We start from the raw sequence: 19,775 nt of genomic DNA on the forward strand, positions 1-19,775 counted from the left end.
GGGGCGAACGGGCGGGGGCGTTCCGGCGGGGACGGACGGAGCGGGCTCAGGCCGCATGGCGGCCCCGGACGAGCGTGCCCTCCGCGATCCGCAGCACCCGGTCGGCCGACGCCTGCACCGAGAGGTCGTGGGTGGCGATGAGCGCGGTCGCCGATTCGGTCTGCACGACGGTGCGCAGCAGATCCATGACGGCCGCTCCGGTCGCGGCGTCGAGCTGGCCGGTCGGCTCGTCGGCGATCAGCAGGCGCGGAGAGCCGGCGAGGGCGCGCGCGAGAGCCACGCGCTGCTGCTGCCCGCCCGAGAGCTCGCCCGGGCGGGAGCGCCCGCGTCCGGCCAGGCCGACCAGATCGAGGAGGTGGGCGACGCGGTCCTCCCGCGCCCCCGGCTCCTCGCGGCGCAGGCGGAGGGGGAGGCCGACGTTCTCGGCGATCGTGAGGTGCGGCAGGAGTCCGAAGGTCTGGAACACGAAGGCGATCGAGTCGCGCCGCAGTCGGGTGCGCGCCGCCTCGTCGAGGCCGGTGACCGGCTCGCCGTCGAGCAGCACGCTGCCGGCGGTGGGGACGTCGAGGCCGCTGACGCAGTTCAGGAGCGTCGTCTTGCCGGAGCCGGACCGGCCGGAGAGGGCGACGATCTCGCCGCGGGGGACGCGGAAGGACACGTCGTGCAGGGCGGTCACGTCCCCCGCCGGGGTGCGGAAGCGGCGGGTGAGGCCGTCGACGACGAGCACGTCGGTCATCGGGCACCCCCGGCCGGTGCGGTGCCGCCGGGATCGGGAGCGGGCTCCTCGCGTCCGCCCGCCGCGCGCTGCGGCCACACCCCGACGTGATCGCTCTCGAGCGTCAGCCGCACCCGGTGGTTCAGCTCGAGCGCACGCCGGTACTCGGCGGGCAGCTGCAGGCGGCCGACGCGGTCGAGGACGGCGAACTCCTCCTCCGACAGGGTGGCGGCTCCGCTGCCGTCGAGCTCCTCCCTCCGGAGGGTCTCGGAGGAGATGCGGCCGTCGCGGATGGCGACCGTCCGCCGGACCTGCCCCGCCACCGCGGCGTCGTGGGTGACGATCACGATCGTGCAGCCCAGCGCCTCGTTGACCGCCCGCAGGGCCGCGAACACCTCGTCGCCGGTGCGGCCGTCGAGCTGTCCGGTCGGCTCGTCGGCGAGCAGCACCCGCGGCGCTCCGGCGAGCGCGACCGCGATCGAGACCCGCTGCTGCTCCCCGCCCGAGAGCTGGGCGGGTCGACGGTCCGCGTGCTCGCCCAGGCCGAGCATGCCGAGCAGCTCGTGCGCCCGGGCCGCCCGCTCCCGCCGTCCGCGGCCGGCGAGCGCGAGCGGCAGGGCGACGTTCTCGGCGGCGGTGAGGGCGGGCAGCAGGTTGCGGGACGACTGCTGGCGCACGAATCCGACCGTCGAGCGCCGGTACCGCACGAGCTCGGCTCCGCGCAGCGCGGTCAGGTCGTGTCCGGCGAGGCGGGCGCGGCCGGCGGTCGGGGCGTCCAGTCCGGACAGGATCCCGAGCAGGGTCGACTTGCCCGATCCGGAGGCGCCGACGATCGCGAGCACGTCCCCCTCGTCGACGAGCAGGTCCAGTCCCTGCAGGGCCTGGACCTCGACTCCGCCGGCGCGGAAGACGCGGACGAGGCTGTCGCAGGCGATGAGCGACTCCGCTCCGAAGTCGCCGGTCGTGGTCTGCGCGAGAGCGCTGGTGAGAGTCATGCTTCCTCCCCGGAACGCAGGATGTCGGCCGTGCGGACACGGCGGGAGAGCGGCACGTCGACCGCGAGGGCCAGCGCGAGGGCGGCGGCCGCTGCGGCGAGCACACCGAGCGGGAGCAGGAGGGGGACGGAGACCGCGGCAGGTCCGCCGACGAGGGTGTCCACTCCGAAGGCCGGCCAGGCGGCGGCGAGGACGACGGCAGCGGCCAGCGTCCCGCCGACCACGCCGCACAGCACCAGGGGCACGAGCTCGCCGGCAGCGAGCGGCAGTCCCGCGCGGTCGGGGAGGCCGAGGGCGCGGAGGAGCGCGAGGGTGCCCCCGCGCCGGCGCGCACCGAGCACGGTGGTCGCCAGGACGGCCAGCACCGCGAGAGCGCCGGTGGCGAGGAGCGACTGCACGGTCGCGTCGCGGACCCCGGACACCAGAGCGCCGTCGCGGCTCTCCGCGAGGACGGACGAGCGCAGGACCGCGCCGTCGGCCCGCGCGACCGGCCCGACGGCGAGCACCGTGCCGGCTGCGGGCTCGGCGCCGAGCGCCTCCGCCAGCAGAGCGCGGTCGACGACGGCGACGGGGCGGCCCACCCACTCCGCTCGGGGGATCGGCGGGCCTGCGACCCTCGCGTCGATCCGCACGCCGTCGATGTCGAGCACGAAGGTCCCGTCCCTGACGGTGCTCGCCAGGCGGCGATCGACCAGCACCGGGAGGGGACCGCCGGCAACCGGCTCGCTGCTCGGCGGGACCGCGGGCGGGTCGGAGCTCGGCAGTGCCTCGGGCGGCAGGGCCGCGAGCAGTCGTGCGTAGTCGGAGTCGACGCCGAGGACCGTCGCCGTGACCTGGCTCGTCGGTCCCTCGGCCTGGACCCCGTCGATCCTCGAGAGCGCGGCGGCGGTGTCGCCCGCGGCGGCGAGCTCGACGGCCAGAGCGGGCCCGTCGGCTGCGGCATCGATCCGCAGATCAGCGCCGACCGCCCGCCACGAGGCCGACTCCTGCCCCGACGCGACCGTCTGCAGCAGCACCGTCGAGGCCACGGCGGCGCTCGCCGCGAGGACGACCGCGACCAGCGCCAGCCGCGAGGTCCCCTCCTGAGCGCTCGATCCGGCCAGCAGAGCCGCCGGCCCGCGGCTGCGGCGAGCGAGCCGGACGAGCGGCGCGGCAGCGAGCGCAGAGACGGGCGAGAGCGCGAGAGCGACCACCGCCGCCGTGAGCACCGGGGCGACGAGGGCCAGCGGATCGACGCCGGACGCGCCGGACCCGCCGCGGAGCGCCAGGACCGCCGTCAGTGCGGCGACGGACAGCACGCCGACCGCCGCGAGCCGCACAGCGCGCCGCCGCGGGGCGGGCAGGGGCCGCTGCAGAGGCCGGAGCGTCGCGACCACGGGCGAGACGACGAGGACCGTCGCGGCGGCGATCAGGAGGACGGGGGAGTGCGGTGGCACGATCAGCGCGGCGAGAGCGCAGCCGAGGGCGGTCACGAGCAGCGACTCGGCGGCGGCGTGCGCACCGATCAGGCCGAGGGTCGCGCCGTGAGAGCGGAGCAGCCCGATCTCGGCCCGTCGCCGCGCCGCCAGGGCCGTGCTCGCGAGCACCGCGACCAGCACCGCGACGCCCAGGAGCCCCGCGGCCAGGGTCGAGAGCTGCGCCGTCGCGGCGGACACGGCCGTGGGGAAAGCGTCGAGCGCCTCCTCGTAGCCCGACAGCGCGGTGACCGACAGGGGTGCACCCTCGGTGATGTCCGCGGTCGAGGTCTCGAGGGCGTCGATCGCGAGGCCGGCGCTCCGCTCGCGCTCGAGGTCGAAGCGGGCCGGGTCCAGACCCACCCGCACGGTGCCGAGCGCGGCCTCGGGCAGGAGCGGGCCCACTCGGTCGAGGGTGTCGGCTCCGGTGAGCACGGTGACCGCGGGCCGGGCGGCCCCTCCCCGTGAGGACGAGGAGGCGGGCTGCCAGAGTCCGGGCAGATCGGTCCAGGCCGCGCCGACCGGATCGGCGGCCTCGACGACGCCCGCGACGCGGAGGACCGGGCCCTGAGCGACGGTCAGCAGGTCGCCGACCTCGAGGCCGGTCGCGGCGGCGGTGGCGGAGGAGACGGCCACGTCCGCCGGGCCCTCGCCCGCGTCGTCCGCCGGCAGCGCCCCGGAGACGACGCGGAGCGCGTCCGACTCCGCCGGATCGAGGACGCCGAGCCGGACCTGCACTCCGCCGAGCGGGGCCGTGGCGGACAGCTCGGGCCCGAGGATCCCGACGTGGATCCCCGATGCCACGGCGGTCAGGGCTGCGGGCAGCCGCTCGGGGACCTCGGCCGCGTAGTCGAGGAGGCGGCGGGCGGTGGTGGTGGCGTAGCCCGCGGGGTCGGCGACGGAGGAGCGCAGCAGCAGGTCGGCGTCCGTCCCGGCCGCGTCCACGGCCTCCGCGGCGGCGCGGTCGAGGGTGGTGTCGATCTGCACGGGCACGGCGAGTGCGAGCGCGGCCGTGACGGCGGTGAGGACGAGCACGCCGAGCAGGGCGAGCAGGTCGCGGCGCGCGCGGCGCAGGACGAGGAAGGCCGCGGCCACGACTCCGCTCATCCGTCCGCCCCCGCCCGGAGGAGGTCGGGCAGCGGGAGCCGCCGCTGCGCGAGCGCGAGGGCGAGGGAGACGGCCCCGAGCGCGAGGAGCAGGCCGATGGGCACGAGGGCGAGCGCCTGCCACGGGATGATCAGGGTGACCGCGTCTGCGCGTCCGGCGCCCGCGATCCGCGTTCCCACCAAGGCGAGGACCGCGCAGCCGGCGAGCAGGCCCGTGACCGCTCCTGCGAGAGCCGAGGCGATCGCGTCGGCCGTGAGCACGGCGAGCACGCCGCGGCGCGAGAGGCCGACCGCCCGCAGCTGGGCGGCCTCGAGCCTCCTCGCCCGGCCCACGGCGGCGGCTCGCGCGCCGAAGCCCGCGAGCGCGAGCAGGAGGCTCGCCCAGACGACGACCGCGGCGGTCGCAGGGATCTCGGCGCGCAGAGGAGCCGCGAGCATGCGCTCGGCGAGGGACCCGGGGGACACGGCGTCCGCGGGGACCCGATCGTCGGCCTCGCTCCAGTACTCGTCGGCGAAGGCGCCCGAGGCGCGGGCCTCGAGCAGCCGGTGGGCGAGGGCCCTGGCGTCGACGACGATCGTCGACTCCGCGCGCGAGGTGGAGGGGAGGCCGGCGGCGAGCGCGTCGAGGTCGTCGCCGGTCGCCGCTCCGGGCACTCCGGCGGTCTCGCCCGCGACCCGCAGCACGACGGGCGTTCCTGCGACGAAGGCGGTGAGGTCTGCGCCGGGGATCACGTCGAGGTCGTCCGCGAGGGGCGCCGGGAGGACGGCGCCGATCGGAGCGCCGGCGTTCCAGCCCACGGCCCCGTAGGTCAGCGGGGGCGGGAAGAGCTGGGCGCCGACCGTGATCCGCAGAGCGTCCGCTCCCACCTCGACCTCGGGCGGCAGCGAGACGTCGCCCTGCACGGAGCCCGCCCAGGTCGCGGCGTCCGTGAGCGCGACGGGAGCGGCGCTGCCGTCGGCTCCCTGCGCGGACCACTCGTCGAGAACGACGTCGACGCCGACGGCGCCCTCCGTCTCGGCGCCGCTGAGGGTCGCGGTCACGCCGACCAGCCTCAGATCGCCGGAGGAGTCGAGGGCGCTCGAGGTCACTGCCGCAGGCTCGGCGGGGGCGGTCAGCGCGCCCAGCGGCACCGGAGTCAGCGCTCCCCGCGCGTCGGCGAGGATCGCGGTGAGCGCGACCTGGAGCCCGTCCGGACCCGTCACGACGGCCCGGGCCTGCAGGGCGGCGGTTCCGCGGGGGAGGAGCGGACCGGTCTCGTCGAGGTCGCTCGCCGGCAGCGCCTCCTCCAGAGCACTGCCCGAGGTGCGGACCTGCTCGTCGGGGCTGTGCGCGAGCAGGCCGCGGGCGGTGGCGTCGAGCGCGAGCAGCTGAGCCGCGGAGCCGGGCGCCTCCGCTTCGACGCCCTCCTGCAGCTTCTTCGCCACCAGGCTCTGGCGGCGGAGCACCGGAGACGCCGTCGTCGACTCGTCCAGGCGGGCGGGGGCCCCCACGGCGACGGCCGCCTCCTCGCGGACCGCCTCCTGCCCGGTCGCGCTGGTGCCGAGCGCGATCACCGAGGCGCCGACCGTGAGTGCCACCAGCACGACGCCCGAGGAGCGGCCGGAGCCGCGGGCCGCGAACCAGCCGGCCAGGGGAGCGACCGCGCCGCGGGAGCGGACGGCGAGGGCCGCGACCGGCCGGGCGCACGCATCCGCCAGCCGCGCCCCGACGATCGCGAGCCCGCTCAGCAGGACGGTGGGGGTGAGCGCGAGGAGGAGGTCGCCGCTGCCGACAGGGCCGGCCGCTCGCCAGACCAGCAGCGCGGCGACGACGACGACGACCGCCTGGCCCGCCGCCGCGAGGGGCGGCCGGACTGCGTCCCGGCCGGCGGGCCGCAGCAGGAGCAGGCCCACGACGGCCGCCACCGCGACGGCGCAGAGCACGACCGGGGCGTCCGGCAGCACCCAGCGCGGCAGCCCGGCGGCGTCGAGCGGGGGCGCGGAGGCGACCAGGGCGTGCAGCAGCACGCCGCCCCACGGGCTCGCCGCTGCGATCGCCACCGCCACCGCGAGAGCGTCGACCGCGACGGTGCCCAGGCGCTGGAGCCCGGTCGCTCCCCGCTCGCGCAGCCGCTCCAGCTCCTCCGCCCGCGACTCGGCGAGGAGGCGCGTGACGGCCGAGGCCGAGGCCGCCAGCACGACCACGAGCAGCAGGGCGACGACGAGCGCCGCCGCGCGGGTGGTCGCGAGCCCGGCCGCGACGTCGTAGAGCGCGGTCGGAAGCCCGGTGTCCACGAAGAGCGTGCCACCCGGCGGCGCGGCCGCCAGCGCGATCGCGGTCTCGGCGTCTCCGGCGGCCGAGCGCAGAGCGGTCAGTCCGTCGGCCCCCGTCTGCGCGAAGGAGGGCCGCTCGACGGCGAGCAGCTGCGCCGGGGCGATCCCCGACGCGTCGACTCCGCCCGGAGCGGCGAGCAGCGGACCCACGGCGTGGACCGGCGAGTAGAAGGAGCGGTCCGGCTCGGGGAACCCCTCGGCGTCGCCCTGCGCGAGCAGCGGGTCGTTCTCCCAGAAGGTGCCCGCTCCGGCCCGGTACACCGCGTCGATTTGGAACCCGGATCCGCCGAGCACCAGAGTGCCGCCGACGGTCAGGCCGAGCGAGCGCGCGGCGCTCTCGGGCAGCGCGACGCCGGGGGCGGCGGTGGGCCAGGAGCCCGCGACCAGCTCGGCCTCGGCGCCGGGGTCGTCGAGCTCGGCGAGGAAGGAGTAGACGCCGTCCGGCGTGGTCGCCCAGTCGGAGGTGGCCCAGCCGGTGCTCGTGAAGGAGACGCCGGGTCCGTAGCCGGCGCGGGTGGCGGCGTCGACGTCCGCCCGCGACCCGGCCATGGGGCTGGAGGGCTCGAGGACGCGGACCGTCACGTCGACGCGGTCGGGCGGGAGAGCGCTGAGCGCTCCGCTCACTCCGCTCTGCTCGGCCGAGCGCACCAGGAGGAGGGCGCCGCAGAGCACGGAGCCCGCGACCACGGCGACGGCCAGCACCAGAGCGAGCAGGCCCGACGAGGTGCGCCAGCGGCGCAGGGCGAGCGCGCCTGCCCAGAGGGGCAGCGATCCGGACGCGGAGACGACCGTGCACCTCCATCGGTGAGCGTGATCAGGCGGCGGCACCGCGAGGCGAGTCTAGGACGCGCTCCGACTCCTGCGCGACGGATGTCGAGCACGATCGGACGTCGTCGGGACGTCGTGCCCTGTTCGCCCGCCGCCCCTTGCCCGCGCGCGACTCTGCGCGCACGCTGGAGCGATGACCGCGTGGAGCCCTCTCGAGAGCGTCGGAGCCGTGGTGATCGCCTTCGCGCTGATCGGGCTCGCCGTCGCGGCCGTGGCGGTCGGAGCAGGCGACGAGATCGCGTTCGTCGGCGTGCTCGTGGCGTTCGCCGTCGCGGTCACCGGGTTCGGCCTCCACATCGCCGGCCGGCAGGCGCGCTACCGCCGCGACAACCGCTGACCGGGAGGCGCTCCCGCCGCCGCGACCGCCGGCAGGTCAGTGCCCGAGCTCCACCAGCAGCACGCCGGCGATGATCAGGCCGATCCCGCCGAGCATCGTCCAGGTCAGCGGGTCCTGGAACAGCCAGCGCCCGAGCACCGCGGTCAGCGCGACTCCGACCGCCGCCCAGATCCCGTAGGCGACCCCGATCGGCATGCCCTGGGCGAGCGCCCCGGCCAGCAGCGAGAACGCGACGACGTAGCCGACTCCGACCACGACGTACCAGCGCTTCCGGCCGTCCGTCGCGGGCTTGAGGCTCATCGTCGCGGCGACCTCGGTGAGGATCGCGCCCGAGAGCAGCAGCCAGGCCATCAGTGCGCCGCCCGGCGCGCGGCCTGCGCTCGCTGCGAGCCGATCTCGACCATCAGCACGCCTGCGATGATCAGCACCAGCCCGACCGTCATCACGCCCGTCAGAGGCTGCACGAAGAGCACGGCCGCGAGGACCGCCGTCAGCGCGACGCCGCACGCGCCCCACACGCCGTAGGCGACTCCGATCGGCATGCCGGCCCTGAGCACCCGGCTGAGGAGGACGAACGCCGCCAGGTAGCCCGCCACCACGAGGGCGTACCAGCCCGGCGACTCGATGGCGGCCTGGAGGGCGAGCGACGCCGTCACCTCGGTGAGGATCGCGCCGGTGAGGAGCACCCAGCTCATCGCGTGCCGTCGGATCGGGTCATCCGGCCAGCGTAGGGCGGGCGCGGAGGCGTGCGCCCGCGGAACGAGAGCGCAGTGCCCGGAGACGGGGTGGGAACGATCGTTCTCCGGGCAGTGGCGTGCTCACCGCGCGAAGTGCTCGCGCACCTCCGCCTGCCAGCGCTCGCGGTCCTCCTCCGTGATGAACGCCGCGTCGAAGGAGTTGAGCGCCAGCTGCTCGAGCTGCGCGTCGTCCATCCCCAGCTCCTCGACCAGGGCGCGGTAGTTCTCATCCACGTAGCCGCCGAAGTAGGGCGGGTCGTCGCTCGAGACCGTCACGACGAGTCCCTCGCGGAGCATCGCGGGCAGCGGGTGGTCGGCCATCGTGTCCACAGCGCGCAGGGCCACGTTCGACAGCGGGCACACCGTCACCGGGATGCGGCGCTCGCGGAGCATCGCGACGACCTCCGGGTCCTCCATCGCGCGGATCCCGTGGTCGATCCGCTCGACCTTCAGCAGCTCGACGGTGGCCGCGACCGTCTCCGGCCCGCCCTCCTCGCCGGCGTGCGCGACCAGGCGCAGTCCCTCCGCCGCGGCGCGCGCGTAGACGTCGACGAACAGCTCCGGGCCGAAGCCCACCTCGTTCGAGTCGAGCCCGACGCCGATGATGTGCTCGCGCCAGGGGAGGATCGCCGTCAGCATCTCGTCGGCCGCGTCGGCGCCCAGGTCGCGGAGGAAGCACATGATCAGGTCCGTCGAGATCCCGTGGGTCTCCTCGCTCCGACCGAGCGCACGGGTGATCCCGCTCATCACGGTGTCGAGCGCGACGCCGTTGCCGAGGTGCGTCTGCGGGTCGAAGAAGATCTCGGCGCGGCGGACGTTCGCCTTCTGCGCCCGGTCGAGGTAGCCGGTCGCGAGCTCGAAGAAGTCCCGCTCCGTCTTCAGCACGGTGAGGTTCGAGTAGTGCAGCTCCAGGAACGACGCGAGGTCGGTGAAGGAGTACCGCGCGCGGAGGGCGTCGAGATCCTCGGTGGGCAGGGCGACCCCGTTGCGGCGCGCCATCTCGACGATGTGCTCGGGCTCGATCGTGCCCTCGAGGTGGATGTGCAGCTCGGCGCTGGGCGGGGCGGGGAAGGCGGGGCGGGGCATGCGGATCCTCCAGGGAGCGGCCGGGGCGGCGGGGTCGCTCCCGACCGTAGGCCTCCGCTGTTTCGCGCGCGTTTCCGGCGGGAGGCGCGCGATCCGGATCCGGAGCGGCCCCGCCCCCGGGTGCTAGAGCTCGCCCTGCTGCGAGGTGCCGGCCGGGATCGGGACGAGCCGCGTCACGACGGGCGGGTGGGCGACGAGTCCGCGGATCGCCGCGTTGAGGCGGACGACCGGCTCGCCGGCGCCGTGCGCGTCGAGCAGATCGCCGCTCGTCCACTTCTCCAGCATGACGATGGTGCCGTCGGGCGAGTCGTGGATCGCGTAGAGCTCGCAGCCCTCCTCCTCGTGCACCTCCGCGATGGCGGTGGAGAGGGCGGCGACGAGCGCGTCGCGCTGCCCCTCGGCGGGAGTGAAGATCGCGGTGACGACGACGGGATCGGACATGGCGTGCCTTTCGGAGGGGGAGAGGATCAGCGCCGCGGGGGTGCGGCGCAGCTGGAGCGGATGACGAGGTCGGCCTGCACCTCGATGTGCTGCGGGGCCTCGGGGAGGCGGCCCTGCATGCGGGCGAGGACGAGCTCGACGCTGTGACGGGCGAGCATGTCGATCGGCTGGCGGACGACGCTGAGCGGCGGGGTGACCAGCTCGCTCCACGGGTTGTCGTCGAACACGACGACCGAGAGGGCCTCCGGGATCCGGATGCCGAGCTGGAAGAGCCGGTGCACGGCGCTGCGCACCTGCGCGGTGTTGGCGACGACGAGCGCGGTCGGCGGCTCCGGCAGCGCGAGGAGGGCGGCGACCGCCTCGCCGCCGACGTCGCCGCGGAAGGGCACGTCGCGCACGAGCGTGGAGTCCAGCGGCAGGCCGGCCGAGGTGAGGGAGGCGCGGTACCCGGCGACGCGGGCCTGACCGGTGGAGGTGTGCGCGGGTCCGGAGAGGATCGCGATCCGGGTGTGGCCGAGCGCGATCAGGTGGTCGGTGGCCCGGGCGGCGGAGGCGGAGTTGCCGATGCTCACGACGTCGACGTCGTCGAGCCCGGGCGTGGTGCGGTCGACGAAGACCACGTCGACCCCGGCGCGGCGCAGGCGCGACCACTTCTCGAGGTTGTCCCCGGAGGGGGTGGCGATCACGCCCCCGACGGAGCGGTCGAGCAGGCTCGTGAGCGACTCGCCCTCGACGTGGGAGTCCTCCTGCGTGGTGACCAGGAGCACCTGGGCCCCGCGGGCGCGCGCCTCCCAGACCACCTTGTCGGCGAGGCGGGCGAAGAACGGGTTGGTGAGGTCGGGCAGGACCAGGCCGATCGCGAGGGCCTGCCCCTGGCTGAGCTCGCGGGCGGCGGCGCGGGGGCGGAAGCCGAGCTCGTCGATCGCCTCGACCACGCGGCGCCGCGTGTCGACCGCGACCGGGCCGGTGCCGTCGTTGAGCACACGGGAGACGACCGAGACCGAGACGCCCGCGGTGCGGGCGACGTCGCGGATCGTCGGAGCTTTCTGCACGGGTCCTCCCGGGGGCCGGCGGGGTCCTCGTCGAACGCCGCGATGCGAACTGCTGTTGACACAGCCTAACGGGCGCTGGTACAAAACTGGTACCGGTTCCACCCCGACCGGTCAGCAGAATTCCTCCGAAGAAGACTGCGCACGACGACGACGTCCACCGCCCTCACCGGCGGCTCTCTGCGTCCGTGCGCCACCGGACCAGAGAGGTCAACGTGAACCTGTACAAACTCCTCGGCGATCGCGAACGCGAGGGCCGCCCCATCCGCGTCGGGCTGATCGGCGCCGGCCGCTACGGCACCATGTACCTCTCGCAGGCGCGCAACATCCCCGGCGTCCACGTGGTCGCCATCGCCGACGTGAACGTGGCCCGGGCCCGCGGCGCCTTCGAGCTGGTCGACTGGCCCGCCGAGGCGATGGCCGCCGACATCCCCGAGGCGCTCGCCAACCGCACCACCACCATCGTCGACAACGCGGCCGTCCTCTTCGAGCACGACATCGACGTCATCGTCGAGGCGACCGGCAACCCCATCGTCGGCGTGCACCACGCCCTCCGCGCGATCGAGACCGGCAAGCACATCATCATGGTCACCGTCGAGGCCGACGCCCTCGCCGGACCGGCGCTCGCCAAGCGGGCGGAGAAGGCGGGCATCGTCTACTCGATGGCCTACGGCGACCAGCCCGCCCTCATCATGGAGCTCGTCGACTGGGCCCGCACCAGCGGCTTCGACGTCGTCTGCGCCGGCAAGGGCGCCAAGTACCTCGAGCACTACCACCAGATGAACCCCGACAACGTCTGGGAGAACTGGGAGTTCAGCAAGGAGCTCACCGACTCCGGCCAGCTCAACCCCTACATGCACACCTCGTTCCGCGACGGCACCAAGGCCGCCATCGAGATGGCCGCCGTCGCCAACGCGGCCGGGCTCGTCCCCTCCGACGCCGGCCTCACCTTCACCCCGGGCGACGTCGAGGAGATCGCCACGATCAGCCGCCCCCGCTCGATCGGCGGAGCGCTCGACCACGAGGGCACCGTCGACGTGATGTCGAGCGTCACCCGCGACGGCGCGCTCATCCCGCACAACACCCAGGAGGGCGTCTACGTCGTCGTCAAGGCGACCAACCCCTACGTGTCGACCTGCTTCGACGAGTACCCGTGGCACCCGGACCCGACCAAGCAGTACGCGGCGCTCTACCGCCCGTACCACTACGTCGGCCTCGAGCTGAACATGTCGATCGCCAACGCCGCCCTGCGCGGCATCTCGACCGGCCACCCCGAGGGCTTCTACGGCGACGTGGTCGCGACGGCCAAGAAGGACCTCAAGGCCGGCGAGTTCCTCGACGGCGAGGGCGGCTTCACCGTCTACGGCAAGCTCGTCTCCGCGAAGCACTCGGTCGCCACCGGCGCCCTCCCCGTCGCGCTCGCCCACCACGTCGAGCTGCGCAACGACATCGCGCAGGGCGCGACGGTCGGCTGGGACGACGTCATCATCGACGAGTCCCTCGCCGAGGCGCTCGAGCTGCGCCGCGAGACCGAGGCGCTGCTCGCCTCCTGATCCGACCCCGGGCCGGGCGGCCCCCCTCCGCCCGGCCCGGACCACCCCCCCGATTCCCCTTGATCCCCCTACCTTCCAATGACGAAAGGCCCCCCTCCCATGTCGTTCCCCACCCGCGCCGCCGGCGTCGCCCTCGCCGGCCTCGCCTCCCTGACGCTCCTCGCCGGATGCTCGGCCTCGCCCGACGGAGACGGCGGCGGATCCGCCGGCGGCTCCGGCTCCGGCGCCGACATCGTGTCGCTCGTCGACGCCTCCGCGCAGACCCCCGCCGACGAGGTCGCCTCCTCGCTCGGCACCCCCACCGTGCCGGACGGCGCGAAGCTCTGCTACATCACCCGCACCCTCTCCAACGAGTTCTGGGGCTACGAGCGCGACGGCTTCGAGAACCGCGCGAAGGAGCTCGGCGTCGACTACCAGACCTTCGACGTCACCGACGAGTCCTCGATCACCGAGCAGCTCGACAAGGCCAAGAGCGCCATGAACCAGGGCTGCTCCGCCATCCTCGCCTCGCCGATCTCGGCCACCGGCCTCGACTCGATCTTCGAGTCGGCGCTCGCCGACGGCATCCCCGCGATCGTCCTCAACGACGCCAAGAGCGGCGTGGCCGGCACCGTCTACGTCGGACCCGACGCGACCACCATCGGCGCGACCGCCGCCGACTACATCGCCGACAAGCTGCCCGACGGCGGCAAGGTCGCGATGATCGAGGGCGATCCGGGCTCCTCCAACGCGATCAACCGCGGAGACGGCTTCACCGCCGCCCTCGCGAAGCACGAGAACCTCGAGCTCGTCGCCTCCCAGACCGCCTCGTGGGACCAGACCAAGGCGCAGGAGATCGCGACCACGATGCTGACCGCGAACCCCGACATCGCGGCCTTCTACTCGCAGAACGACGGCATGGCGCTCGGCGTCCAGGCCGCCATCGACGCGAAGGGCCTCACCGGCAAGGTGATCCTGGTCGGCACCGACGGCATCCCGCAGGCCAAGAAGCAGATCCTGGCCGGCGACTACACCGCCACCGTCAGCGAGCTGCCCACCACCGAGGGCGCGACCGGCGTGGACGCCGCGCTGTACCTGCTCGCCGGGAAGAAGGTCCCCGCGTGGATCGACGTCCCCGCGTTCATCATCGACAGCACCAACGTCGCGCAGTACGAGACCGGGATGCCGTAACCCGTCACCTCCTCCCTCCCCACGACCTCCTCGACAAGGAAGTAGACGGAACATGGCCGAGCATCTGCTCGAGGTCCGCGGCATCGCGAAATCGTTCCCGGGCGTCCGCGCCCTGGACGGCGTGAGCTTCACGCTCGACCGCGGCGAGATCCGCACCCTCGCCGGCGAGAACGGCGCGGGCAAGAGCACCCTGCTGAACATCCTCGGCGGGGCGCTGCGTCCGGACCGCGGCTCGATCACGATCGACGGCGTCCGGCGGATGGAGTACACCTCCCGCCAGGCGCTCGCCGAGGGGGTCCGCATCGCGCACCAGGAGCCGGCCATCGTGCCCCAGCTCACGGTGATGCAGAACCTGCTCCTCGGGCGGACGCGCAAGCAGCGCGCGTCCGCCCAGGACGACATCGACCGGGCCCTCAAGGACGTCCACCTGATGGGCTTCCCGATGGAGGCGAGGACCCCGGTCGGCCGGCTCAGCCCGGCGCAGCGGCACGCGCTCACCATCGCCCGGGCGTTCGCCTTCGGCGCGAAGATCGTCGCGCTCGACGAGCCGACGACGAGCATGCTCGAGCACAACGTCGAGGGGGTCCTCACCCGGGTCCGCGAGATCGCCCACGGGCGGGGCGTCGGCGTCATCTACGTCTCGCACAAGATGCCGGAGGTGATGAGCGTGTCGGACACGGTCGTGGTCCTCCGCGACGGCCGGCCCGCCTACGACGCTCCGATCGGCGAGACCTCGTCCGAGGACATCGTGCGGCGGATGGTCGGCCGGGAGCTGCTCTCGTTCGAGCGGCGCCACCCGGTCGCCCCGGACGCCGAGGTGCACTTCGAGGCCACGGGCGTCGTCCACCCGAGCGGAGTCGGACCGGAGTCGATCAGTGTCCGCCGCGGCGAGGTCGTCGGCATCGCCGGCCTCGTCGGCTCCGGCCGCACCGAGTTCCTCCGCGCGCTCATCCGCGCCGACGACGGCACCGAGGGGACCGTCCGCCTGGGCGGCCGTCCGCTGCGCATCCGCTCGCCGCGCGACAGCCGCGACGCCGGCATCGCGTTCATCCCCGAGGACCGCAAGCACCAGGGCCTCGTCCTCCAGACCCCGGCCTACGCGAACGTCGCCCTCACCTCCGACCGGCAGCTGAACGGCTTCGGCCCCTTCATCAGCACGAAGCGGCAGATCGAGACGGCGGAGGAGATGGGCCGGCGCATGTCGCTGCGTCCCGCCGACGTCCGCCTCAACGCCCGCCAGTTCTCGGGCGGCAACCAGCAGAAGATCGTGATCGCGAAGTGGATCTGGCTCGGAGCGAGCGTCTTCCTCTTCGACGAGCCGACCAAGGGCGTCGACGTCGGCGGCAAGGTCGAGATCTACGAGCTCATCGATCAGCTGGCCTCCGAGGGGCACGCCGTGATCGTCGTCTCGAGCGACCTGCCCGAGATCATCTCCATCAGCGACCGGGTCCTCGTGATGAGGTCCGGGCGCTTCGTCTCCGAGCACGTCGGCGACGACATCACCGAGCACAGCATCGTGGCCAACGCCATGGGCGTGGCGAAAGGAACCTCATGACCTCCCCCGAGACCGGGAGCGTCGCCACCCCGCGCCGGCGCTCCTTCAACCTGCAGGCCTTCGGCATCTACATCGCCGCCGTCGTCCTCTTCGTCATCCTGGGCGTGCTGAACCCCAACTTCCTCACCATCGGCAACCTCCGCGACGTCGCGGTGTCGGCCAGTGTGAACGCCATCATCGGCATCGGCCTGACCTTCGTCATCATCACCGGCGGCATCGACCTGGCGGTGGGCGCCATGGCCAGCTTCGTCGGAATCGTCAGCGCCTCGCTGATGGTCAACGGCGGCGTGCCCCCGCTGCTCGGTCTCGCGGCCGGCATCGTCCTCGGCCTGATCTGCGGAGGGATCAACGGCCTGCTGGTCACCAAGCTGAACCTGCCGCCCTTCATCGCCACGCTCGGCACGATGAGCGTGTTCCAGGGAGGCGCCTACGTCGCCACCAACGGCAAGCCGGTCTACGACGTGCCGAAGGAGTTCATCCTCCTGCTCAACAGCTACATCGGAGGCGTGCCCGTCGTGGTCGTCATCGTGGCGGTCGTCGGAGTCGCGGCCTGGCTGCTCCTGCGCAAGACCGTGTTCGGCCAGAACGTGATCGCGGTCGGCGGCAGCGAGGAGACCGCCTGGCTCTCGGGGGTCCGGGTCCACCGCGTCAAGATCGCCGTCTACTGCATCTCCGGCGGGCTCTCGGCCCTGGCCGGCCTGGTCATCGTCGCCCGCATCAACGCCGCGCAGCCGGACGCGGGCAGCCCGTACCAGCTCACCGCGATCGCCGCGGCGGTCATCGGGGGAGCGAACCTGATGGGCGGCGAGGGCCGCATCGCGGGCACCCTGGTCGGCGCGCTCATCCTGGGCGCGCTCACCAACGGCCTGGTGCTTCTGAACGTGCCGAGCTTCTACGAGCAGATCGTCACCGGCCTCGTCGTCCTGATCGCCGTCACGCTCGACCAGGGCAGCAAGGGCTGGCCGATGTTCTCCAGAGGCCGCAGGAAGAAGCAGGAGGACGTCGCCGCTCCTCCGACCGAGTCGACGCCGTCGGTGAACGCGTGACGGCGCTGACCGCCCTCGACGGTGCGCGGGTCCTCGTGACGGGCGGCCGGGGCCTCATCGGGCGGCCCACCGTCGCGGCGCTCCTGGCGGAGGGAGCGGTCGTCACCGTCCTCGACCGGAGCGACGCGGGGGCGGACCCGGCCGTCCGGACCGTCGTCGGCGACGTGACCGACGAGGCCGTCCTCGCCGAGGCGCTGTCCGGCCAGCACGCGGTCGTCCACCTCGGCGGTTACGCCGGACTCGGGATGGCCGACGCGGTCGAGACCTACCGCGTGAACGCCGTGGGCACCTTCGCGGTGCTCGCGGCGTCCGCAGCGGCCGGAGTCGCCAAGGTCGTCTACGCCTCCAGCATCAACGCGAACGGCTACCCCCTCGGGGCCGAGCAGGCGCTCCCGCCCGTGTTCCCCTACTCGGAGGACGCGGCGCCCCGGATCTCGGACGAGTACTCGCTCTCGAAGCTCGCCAGCGAGGACGCGGCCCGGATGGCGCACGCCACCTGGGGCCTCGAGCTCACCGGCCTCCGCTTCCCGCTGGTGCGCGACATCACGCTCGAGGGCGGACGGCGGTTCGGCGAGCACCTGCGCACCGCGCTCGCCGCCGATCCGCGCCGCCAGGCGGCGGAGGGGTTCAGCTACCTCGACGCGGCCGATGCCGCACGCTCGGTGCTCGCGGCGCTGCTACACGACACGCCTCCCGCTCCGGGGATCCTGGTCGCCGCTCCGCTCACCTACCTCCGCGACGACACCGCGGCCGCCCTCGACGCGATCGCCCCCGGTGTGCCGCGCGGCGAGCTGCCGGGCCGCTCCGTCGGGCTCGACCTCACCCGCTCCCGCGAGCTGCTCGGCTTCGAGGCCGCGGTGCTGCTCGACGACGTGGCGCCGGACCAGCTCGCCGAGGTCGCCCCGTGACGCTCTCGCTGCTCGGCCTCGGACCGATGGGCGCCCCGATGGCGCGGAACCTCGTCGACGACGGCGGTCTCGTGGTCTGGAACCGCACCCGCGCGAAGGCCGACCCGTTCGCCGCGCTCGGGGCCCGCGTGGCGGCGACTCCGCGCGAGGCGGCGGCCGACATCACGCTGACGGTGCTGCCGGACCTCGCGCAGGTCGAGTCGCTGCTGGGCGGCGAGGACGGCCTGCTCGCCGGCTGGCGCGAGCAGGGCATCGCGGATCCGGTGCTCGTGGTGCACGGGACCGTCGCGCCCTCGGCGGTGGCCGCTCTCGCCGCCCGCCTCGCCGAGGAGCACGGCGTCCGCGTCGTCGACGCCCCGCTCAGCGGCGGCACGGTCGGCGCCCGGGACGCGACCCTCAGCATCATGGTGGGCGGAGAGACGGAGGCGGTCGCCCGCGTCCTCCCCGTGCTCGCGCGGCTCGGCCGCACGGTCCGCCACCTCGGCCCGAGCGGCGCCGGAGCGACCGCCAAGCTCTGCAACCAGATCGTGGTCGCCGGGACGGTCGCCGTCGTCTCCGAAGCCCTGCTGCTCGCCCGCACCGCCGGACTCGACCCGGAGGTGATGGTCGAGCTGCTGCAGGGCGGCCTCGCCCGCACCACCGTGCTCGAGCAGAAGAGCGCCAAGTGGCTGGAGGACGACTTCGCCGAGGGCGGCAGCGCGCGCAACCAGCTGAAGGACCTCCGCTACGTCCGCGAGGCTGCGGACGCCGAGGGCGTCGTCCTGCCCGCGATCACCGCCGTGACCGGCCTGTTCGAGAGGATGGTCGCCGACGGCGACGGCGATCTGGACCACACCGGCGTCGTCCGCACGATCGCGCGCCTCGGCGCTCCGACCCCGGGGAGGCACGCATGAGCGGACTCGTCGTCATCGACGCCCACCACCACCTGACGGATCTCCGCCGCTCCTACCCGTGGCTGGAGGGGCCGGCCGAGCCCTTCCGCTACCACGGCGACGACCGGCCGATCCGCCGCTCCTACAGCGTCGACGACTACCTCGCCGACGCCCGGGACGTGACGCTCGCCGCCTCCGTGCACGTGGAGAACGGCGCGGCCGACGCACTCGCCGAGACGGCCTGGATCGACGCCCTCTCCCGCGAGCGCCCGGTGCCGACGGTGCACGTCGCGCACGTGTCGCTCCTGGACGCCGACGCGCCCCGGCAGCTGGAGGAGCACGCCGGGTACTCCGTGACGCGCGGCGTCCGCGACATCCTGAACTGGCACCCGGATCCGGTCTTCACGCACCGCGACCGGCCGGGGATCTCGGCCGATCCGGTCTGGCGCGCGCACTTCGCGCGGCTCGAGCCGCTGGGCCTGTCGTTCGACCTGCAGGTGTTCCCCTCGCAGCTGCAGGAGGCGGCCGAGCTCGCCGGCGCCTTCCCCGGCACCGCGATCGTGCTCGACCACCTCGGCATGCCGATCGGCCGCGACTCCGACTCGGTGGACGAGTGGCGCAGGGGGCTGCGCGCCGTCGCTGAGCGCGAGAACACGGTCGTGAAGATCTCGGCGATCGGCACGAACGACCACTCCTGGACCCGCGCGTCGATCGCGCCGTTCGTGCACGAGACGCTCGAGGCGTTCGGGCCGGCGCGGACGATGCTCGGCAGCAACTTCCCCGTCGACAGCCTCTACTCGAGCTTCTCCGAGCTGTACACCGCGTTCGACGAGCTCACCGCGGCACTCTCGCCTGCGGAGCGGCGCGACGTCTTCGCGGCGACCGCCGACCGCTTCTACCGGATCGGAGCGCCGCTGCCCGCGGTCTGAGGAGGCAGCGGGCGCCGCGGCGCCTCCGGGCGCCGGAGCAGCCGCAGGCCGGTGGCGAGCTGCCAGGCCGTGACGGCGTAGACGGAGGCGCGCTCCCAGACGCCGTCGGGCAGCAGGTCGACGCCGGGCACGCGGGTGTCGACCTGCAGCATCAGCAGCGCGAGCAGGCCGACCGCACCGAGCACGATCCCGACCGTCCCGAGCGCCCACGGGGCGCGGCCGTGCCGGGCCGCGGCCCCGGCGACGATCGACGCCGCGTTGCCGCCGACGATCGCCATCGCGGCGCCGACCACGTGCAGGCCGGCGATCCCGTTCTGCGCACTGGCGCTGCTCCCGTGCACGAGGCCCACCACGGCGATGCCCACGGCGTAGACCACGGCGAGGGAGAGGAACAGCCCCCGCGATCCGCCCCGCGCCGCCCGCACGGTCGTGACGGCGGCGGCGAGGTAGAGCGCCCCCTGCAGGAGGAATCCGGCGTTCATCACCGCGTGCAGCGGCGAGTCGATCGCGCGCCCCTGGAACACGCCCACCTCGGGCACGCCGAGATCGCTGATGTAGTTCCGTGCGTAGCTGTAGCCCGGGAACGCGGACGCGGCGACCGCCTCCGCTCCCACGTAGGCGAGCGCGCTCACCACCCACAGCACTCCGGCCCCACGAGTTCCCATGCGCCCATCATCCCCG

18 protein-coding genes are annotated in these 19,775 nt (G+C 74.3%); 8 read left to right on the forward strand and 10 right to left on the reverse strand.

The features are described 5' to 3' along the window. Positions 1-46 precede the first annotated feature (46 nt). The 4 genes from C5C59_RS14955 to C5C59_RS17080 are packed head-to-tail and all read right to left on the reverse strand — an operon-like array spanning position 47 to position 7,411. Complete coding sequence (locus C5C59_RS14955; protein ID WP_104239442.1) at positions 47-736, reverse strand: ABC transporter ATP-binding protein; 690 nt, start codon at positions 734-736, stop codon at positions 47-49. Further along, complete coding sequence (locus C5C59_RS14960; protein ID WP_104239438.1) at positions 733-1,710, reverse strand: ABC transporter ATP-binding protein; 978 nt, start codon at positions 1,708-1,710, stop codon at positions 733-735. Before C5C59_RS14960 ends, C5C59_RS14955 begins: the two co-directional genes overlap by 4 nt. Continuing rightward, positions 1,707-4,271 (reverse strand): ABC transporter permease, encoded by a 2,565-nt coding sequence (locus C5C59_RS14965; protein WP_104251305.1) that lies wholly within the window; start codon positions 4,269-4,271, stop codon positions 1,707-1,709. Before C5C59_RS14965 ends, C5C59_RS14960 begins: the two co-directional genes overlap by 4 nt. Beyond that, on the reverse strand, positions 4,268-7,411 hold the full coding sequence (locus C5C59_RS17080; RefSeq protein ID WP_146082888.1) for an ABC transporter permease: 3,144 nt from the start codon (positions 7,409-7,411) through the stop codon (positions 4,268-4,270). Before C5C59_RS17080 ends, C5C59_RS14965 begins: the two co-directional genes overlap by 4 nt. A 133-nt stretch (positions 7,412-7,544) precedes the next feature. Here C5C59_RS17080 and C5C59_RS14975 point away from each other — a divergent pair, with 133 nt between their 5' ends. After that, positions 7,545-7,748 (forward strand): hypothetical protein, encoded by a 204-nt coding sequence (locus tag C5C59_RS14975; RefSeq protein WP_104239440.1) that lies wholly within the window; start codon positions 7,545-7,547, stop codon positions 7,746-7,748. 36 nt (positions 7,749-7,784) lie between these two features. Here C5C59_RS14975 and C5C59_RS14980 read toward each other — a convergent pair whose 3' ends face one another. The 5 genes from C5C59_RS14980 to C5C59_RS15000 all read right to left on the reverse strand — a co-directional run bounded on the left by C5C59_RS14980 (position 7,785) and on the right by C5C59_RS15000 (position 11,064). After that, positions 7,785-8,099: a multidrug efflux SMR transporter gene (locus C5C59_RS14980; protein WP_104239710.1), complete on the reverse strand. Its 315-nt coding sequence runs from the start codon at positions 8,097-8,099 to the stop codon at positions 7,785-7,787. Beyond that, the gene (locus tag C5C59_RS14985; protein ID WP_104239709.1) at positions 8,099-8,443 is read right to left on the reverse strand and encodes a multidrug efflux SMR transporter; all 345 of its coding nucleotides are present in this window, start codon (positions 8,441-8,443) and stop codon (positions 8,099-8,101) included. Before C5C59_RS14985 ends, C5C59_RS14980 begins: the two co-directional genes overlap by 1 nt. A gap of 123 nt (positions 8,444-8,566) precedes the next feature. Beyond that, positions 8,567-9,571 carry an adenosine deaminase gene (locus C5C59_RS14990; protein WP_104224890.1) on the reverse strand — a complete coding sequence of 335 codons (1,005 nt, stop codon included), beginning with the start codon at positions 9,569-9,571 and terminating at the stop codon, positions 8,567-8,569. Positions 9,572-9,694: 123 nt separating this feature from the next. Beyond that, on the reverse strand, positions 9,695-10,012 hold the full coding sequence (locus tag C5C59_RS14995; RefSeq protein WP_104224889.1) for a putative quinol monooxygenase: 318 nt from the start codon (positions 10,010-10,012) through the stop codon (positions 9,695-9,697). Between the two features lie 26 nt (positions 10,013-10,038). Beyond that, positions 10,039-11,064: a LacI family DNA-binding transcriptional regulator gene (locus C5C59_RS15000; protein WP_104239700.1), complete on the reverse strand. Its 1,026-nt coding sequence runs from the start codon at positions 11,062-11,064 to the stop codon at positions 10,039-10,041. Positions 11,065-11,276: 212 nt separating this feature from the next. Here C5C59_RS15000 and C5C59_RS15005 point away from each other — a divergent pair, with 212 nt between their 5' ends. The 7 genes from C5C59_RS15005 (at position 11,277) to C5C59_RS15035 (ending at position 19,094) form a co-directional block, all read left to right on the forward strand. After that, the gene (locus C5C59_RS15005; RefSeq protein ID WP_104251308.1) at positions 11,277-12,614 is read left to right on the forward strand and encodes an NAD(P)H-dependent oxidoreductase; all 1,338 of its coding nucleotides are present in this window, start codon (positions 11,277-11,279) and stop codon (positions 12,612-12,614) included. Between the two features lie 99 nt (positions 12,615-12,713). Next, on the forward strand, positions 12,714-13,784 hold the full coding sequence (locus C5C59_RS15010) for a substrate-binding domain-containing protein (protein WP_104346463.1): 1,071 nt from the start codon (positions 12,714-12,716) through the stop codon (positions 13,782-13,784). A gap of 52 nt (positions 13,785-13,836) precedes the next feature. Next, positions 13,837-15,339 (forward strand): sugar ABC transporter ATP-binding protein, encoded by a 1,503-nt coding sequence (locus tag C5C59_RS15015; RefSeq protein WP_104239248.1) that lies wholly within the window; start codon positions 13,837-13,839, stop codon positions 15,337-15,339. Next, on the forward strand, positions 15,336-16,385 hold the full coding sequence (locus tag C5C59_RS15020; protein ID WP_104239249.1) for an ABC transporter permease: 1,050 nt from the start codon (positions 15,336-15,338) through the stop codon (positions 16,383-16,385). Before C5C59_RS15015 ends, C5C59_RS15020 begins: the two co-directional genes overlap by 4 nt. Then, complete coding sequence (locus C5C59_RS15025; RefSeq protein ID WP_181134916.1) at positions 16,382-17,293, forward strand: NAD(P)-dependent oxidoreductase; 912 nt, start codon at positions 16,382-16,384, stop codon at positions 17,291-17,293. Before C5C59_RS15020 ends, C5C59_RS15025 begins: the two co-directional genes overlap by 4 nt. Continuing rightward, entirely contained in the window at positions 17,290-18,186 is an 897-nt protein-coding gene (locus C5C59_RS15030; RefSeq protein ID WP_258062793.1) for an NAD(P)-dependent oxidoreductase, read from the forward strand. Before C5C59_RS15025 ends, C5C59_RS15030 begins: the two co-directional genes overlap by 4 nt. Further along, entirely contained in the window at positions 18,183-19,094 is a 912-nt protein-coding gene (locus C5C59_RS15035; protein ID WP_104239251.1) for an amidohydrolase, read from the forward strand. The genes C5C59_RS15030 and C5C59_RS15035 overlap by 4 nt, the downstream gene beginning before the upstream one ends. On the opposite strand, the gene C5C59_RS15040 is transcribed toward C5C59_RS15035, so the two are convergent. Further along, positions 19,061-19,759: a DUF998 domain-containing protein gene (locus C5C59_RS15040; protein WP_104239252.1), complete on the reverse strand. Its 699-nt coding sequence runs from the start codon at positions 19,757-19,759 to the stop codon at positions 19,061-19,063. The two genes, C5C59_RS15035 and C5C59_RS15040, sit on opposite strands and share 34 nt — an antisense overlap. Positions 19,760-19,775 lie beyond the last annotated feature (16 nt).

It is taken from the genome of Rathayibacter sp. AY1F4 (genome assembly GCF_002931775.1).
In the GTDB taxonomy this organism is placed as follows: domain Bacteria; phylum Actinomycetota; class Actinomycetes; order Actinomycetales; family Microbacteriaceae; genus Rathayibacter.

What these genes read in the sequence shown, in the direction of transcription:
- C5C59_RS14960 (WP_104239438.1), bottom strand. Translation starts at nt 1,710, where the DNA reads ATGACTCTCACCAGCGCTCTCGCGCAGACCACGACCGGCGACTTCGGA.
- C5C59_RS14980 (WP_104239710.1), bottom strand. Translation starts at nt 8,099, where the DNA reads ATGGCCTGGCTGCTGCTCTCGGGCGCGATCCTCACCGAGGTCGCCGCG.
- C5C59_RS15015 (WP_104239248.1), top strand. Translation starts at nt 13,837, where the DNA reads ATGGCCGAGCATCTGCTCGAGGTCCGCGGCATCGCGAAATCGTTCCCG.
- C5C59_RS14995 (WP_104224889.1), bottom strand. Translation starts at nt 10,012, where the DNA reads ATGTCCGATCCCGTCGTCGTCACCGCGATCTTCACTCCCGCCGAGGGG.
- C5C59_RS14985 (WP_104239709.1), bottom strand. Translation starts at nt 8,443, where the DNA reads ATGAGCTGGGTGCTCCTCACCGGCGCGATCCTCACCGAGGTGACGGCG.
- C5C59_RS15040 (WP_104239252.1), bottom strand. Translation starts at nt 19,759, where the DNA reads ATGGGAACTCGTGGGGCCGGAGTGCTGTGGGTGGTGAGCGCGCTCGCC.
- C5C59_RS14990 (WP_104224890.1), bottom strand. Translation starts at nt 9,571, where the DNA reads ATGCCCCGCCCCGCCTTCCCCGCCCCGCCCAGCGCCGAGCTGCACATC.
- C5C59_RS14965 (WP_104251305.1), bottom strand. Translation starts at nt 4,271, where the DNA reads ATGAGCGGAGTCGTGGCCGCGGCCTTCCTCGTCCTGCGCCGCGCGCGC.
- C5C59_RS14975 (WP_104239440.1), top strand. Translation starts at nt 7,545, where the DNA reads ATGACCGCGTGGAGCCCTCTCGAGAGCGTCGGAGCCGTGGTGATCGCC.
- C5C59_RS14955 (WP_104239442.1), bottom strand. Translation starts at nt 736, where the DNA reads ATGACCGACGTGCTCGTCGTCGACGGCCTCACCCGCCGCTTCCGCACC.
- C5C59_RS15010 (WP_104346463.1), top strand. Translation starts at nt 12,714, where the DNA reads ATGTCGTTCCCCACCCGCGCCGCCGGCGTCGCCCTCGCCGGCCTCGCC.
- C5C59_RS15020 (WP_104239249.1), top strand. Translation starts at nt 15,336, where the DNA reads ATGACCTCCCCCGAGACCGGGAGCGTCGCCACCCCGCGCCGGCGCTCC.
- C5C59_RS15035 (WP_104239251.1), top strand. Translation starts at nt 18,183, where the DNA reads ATGAGCGGACTCGTCGTCATCGACGCCCACCACCACCTGACGGATCTC.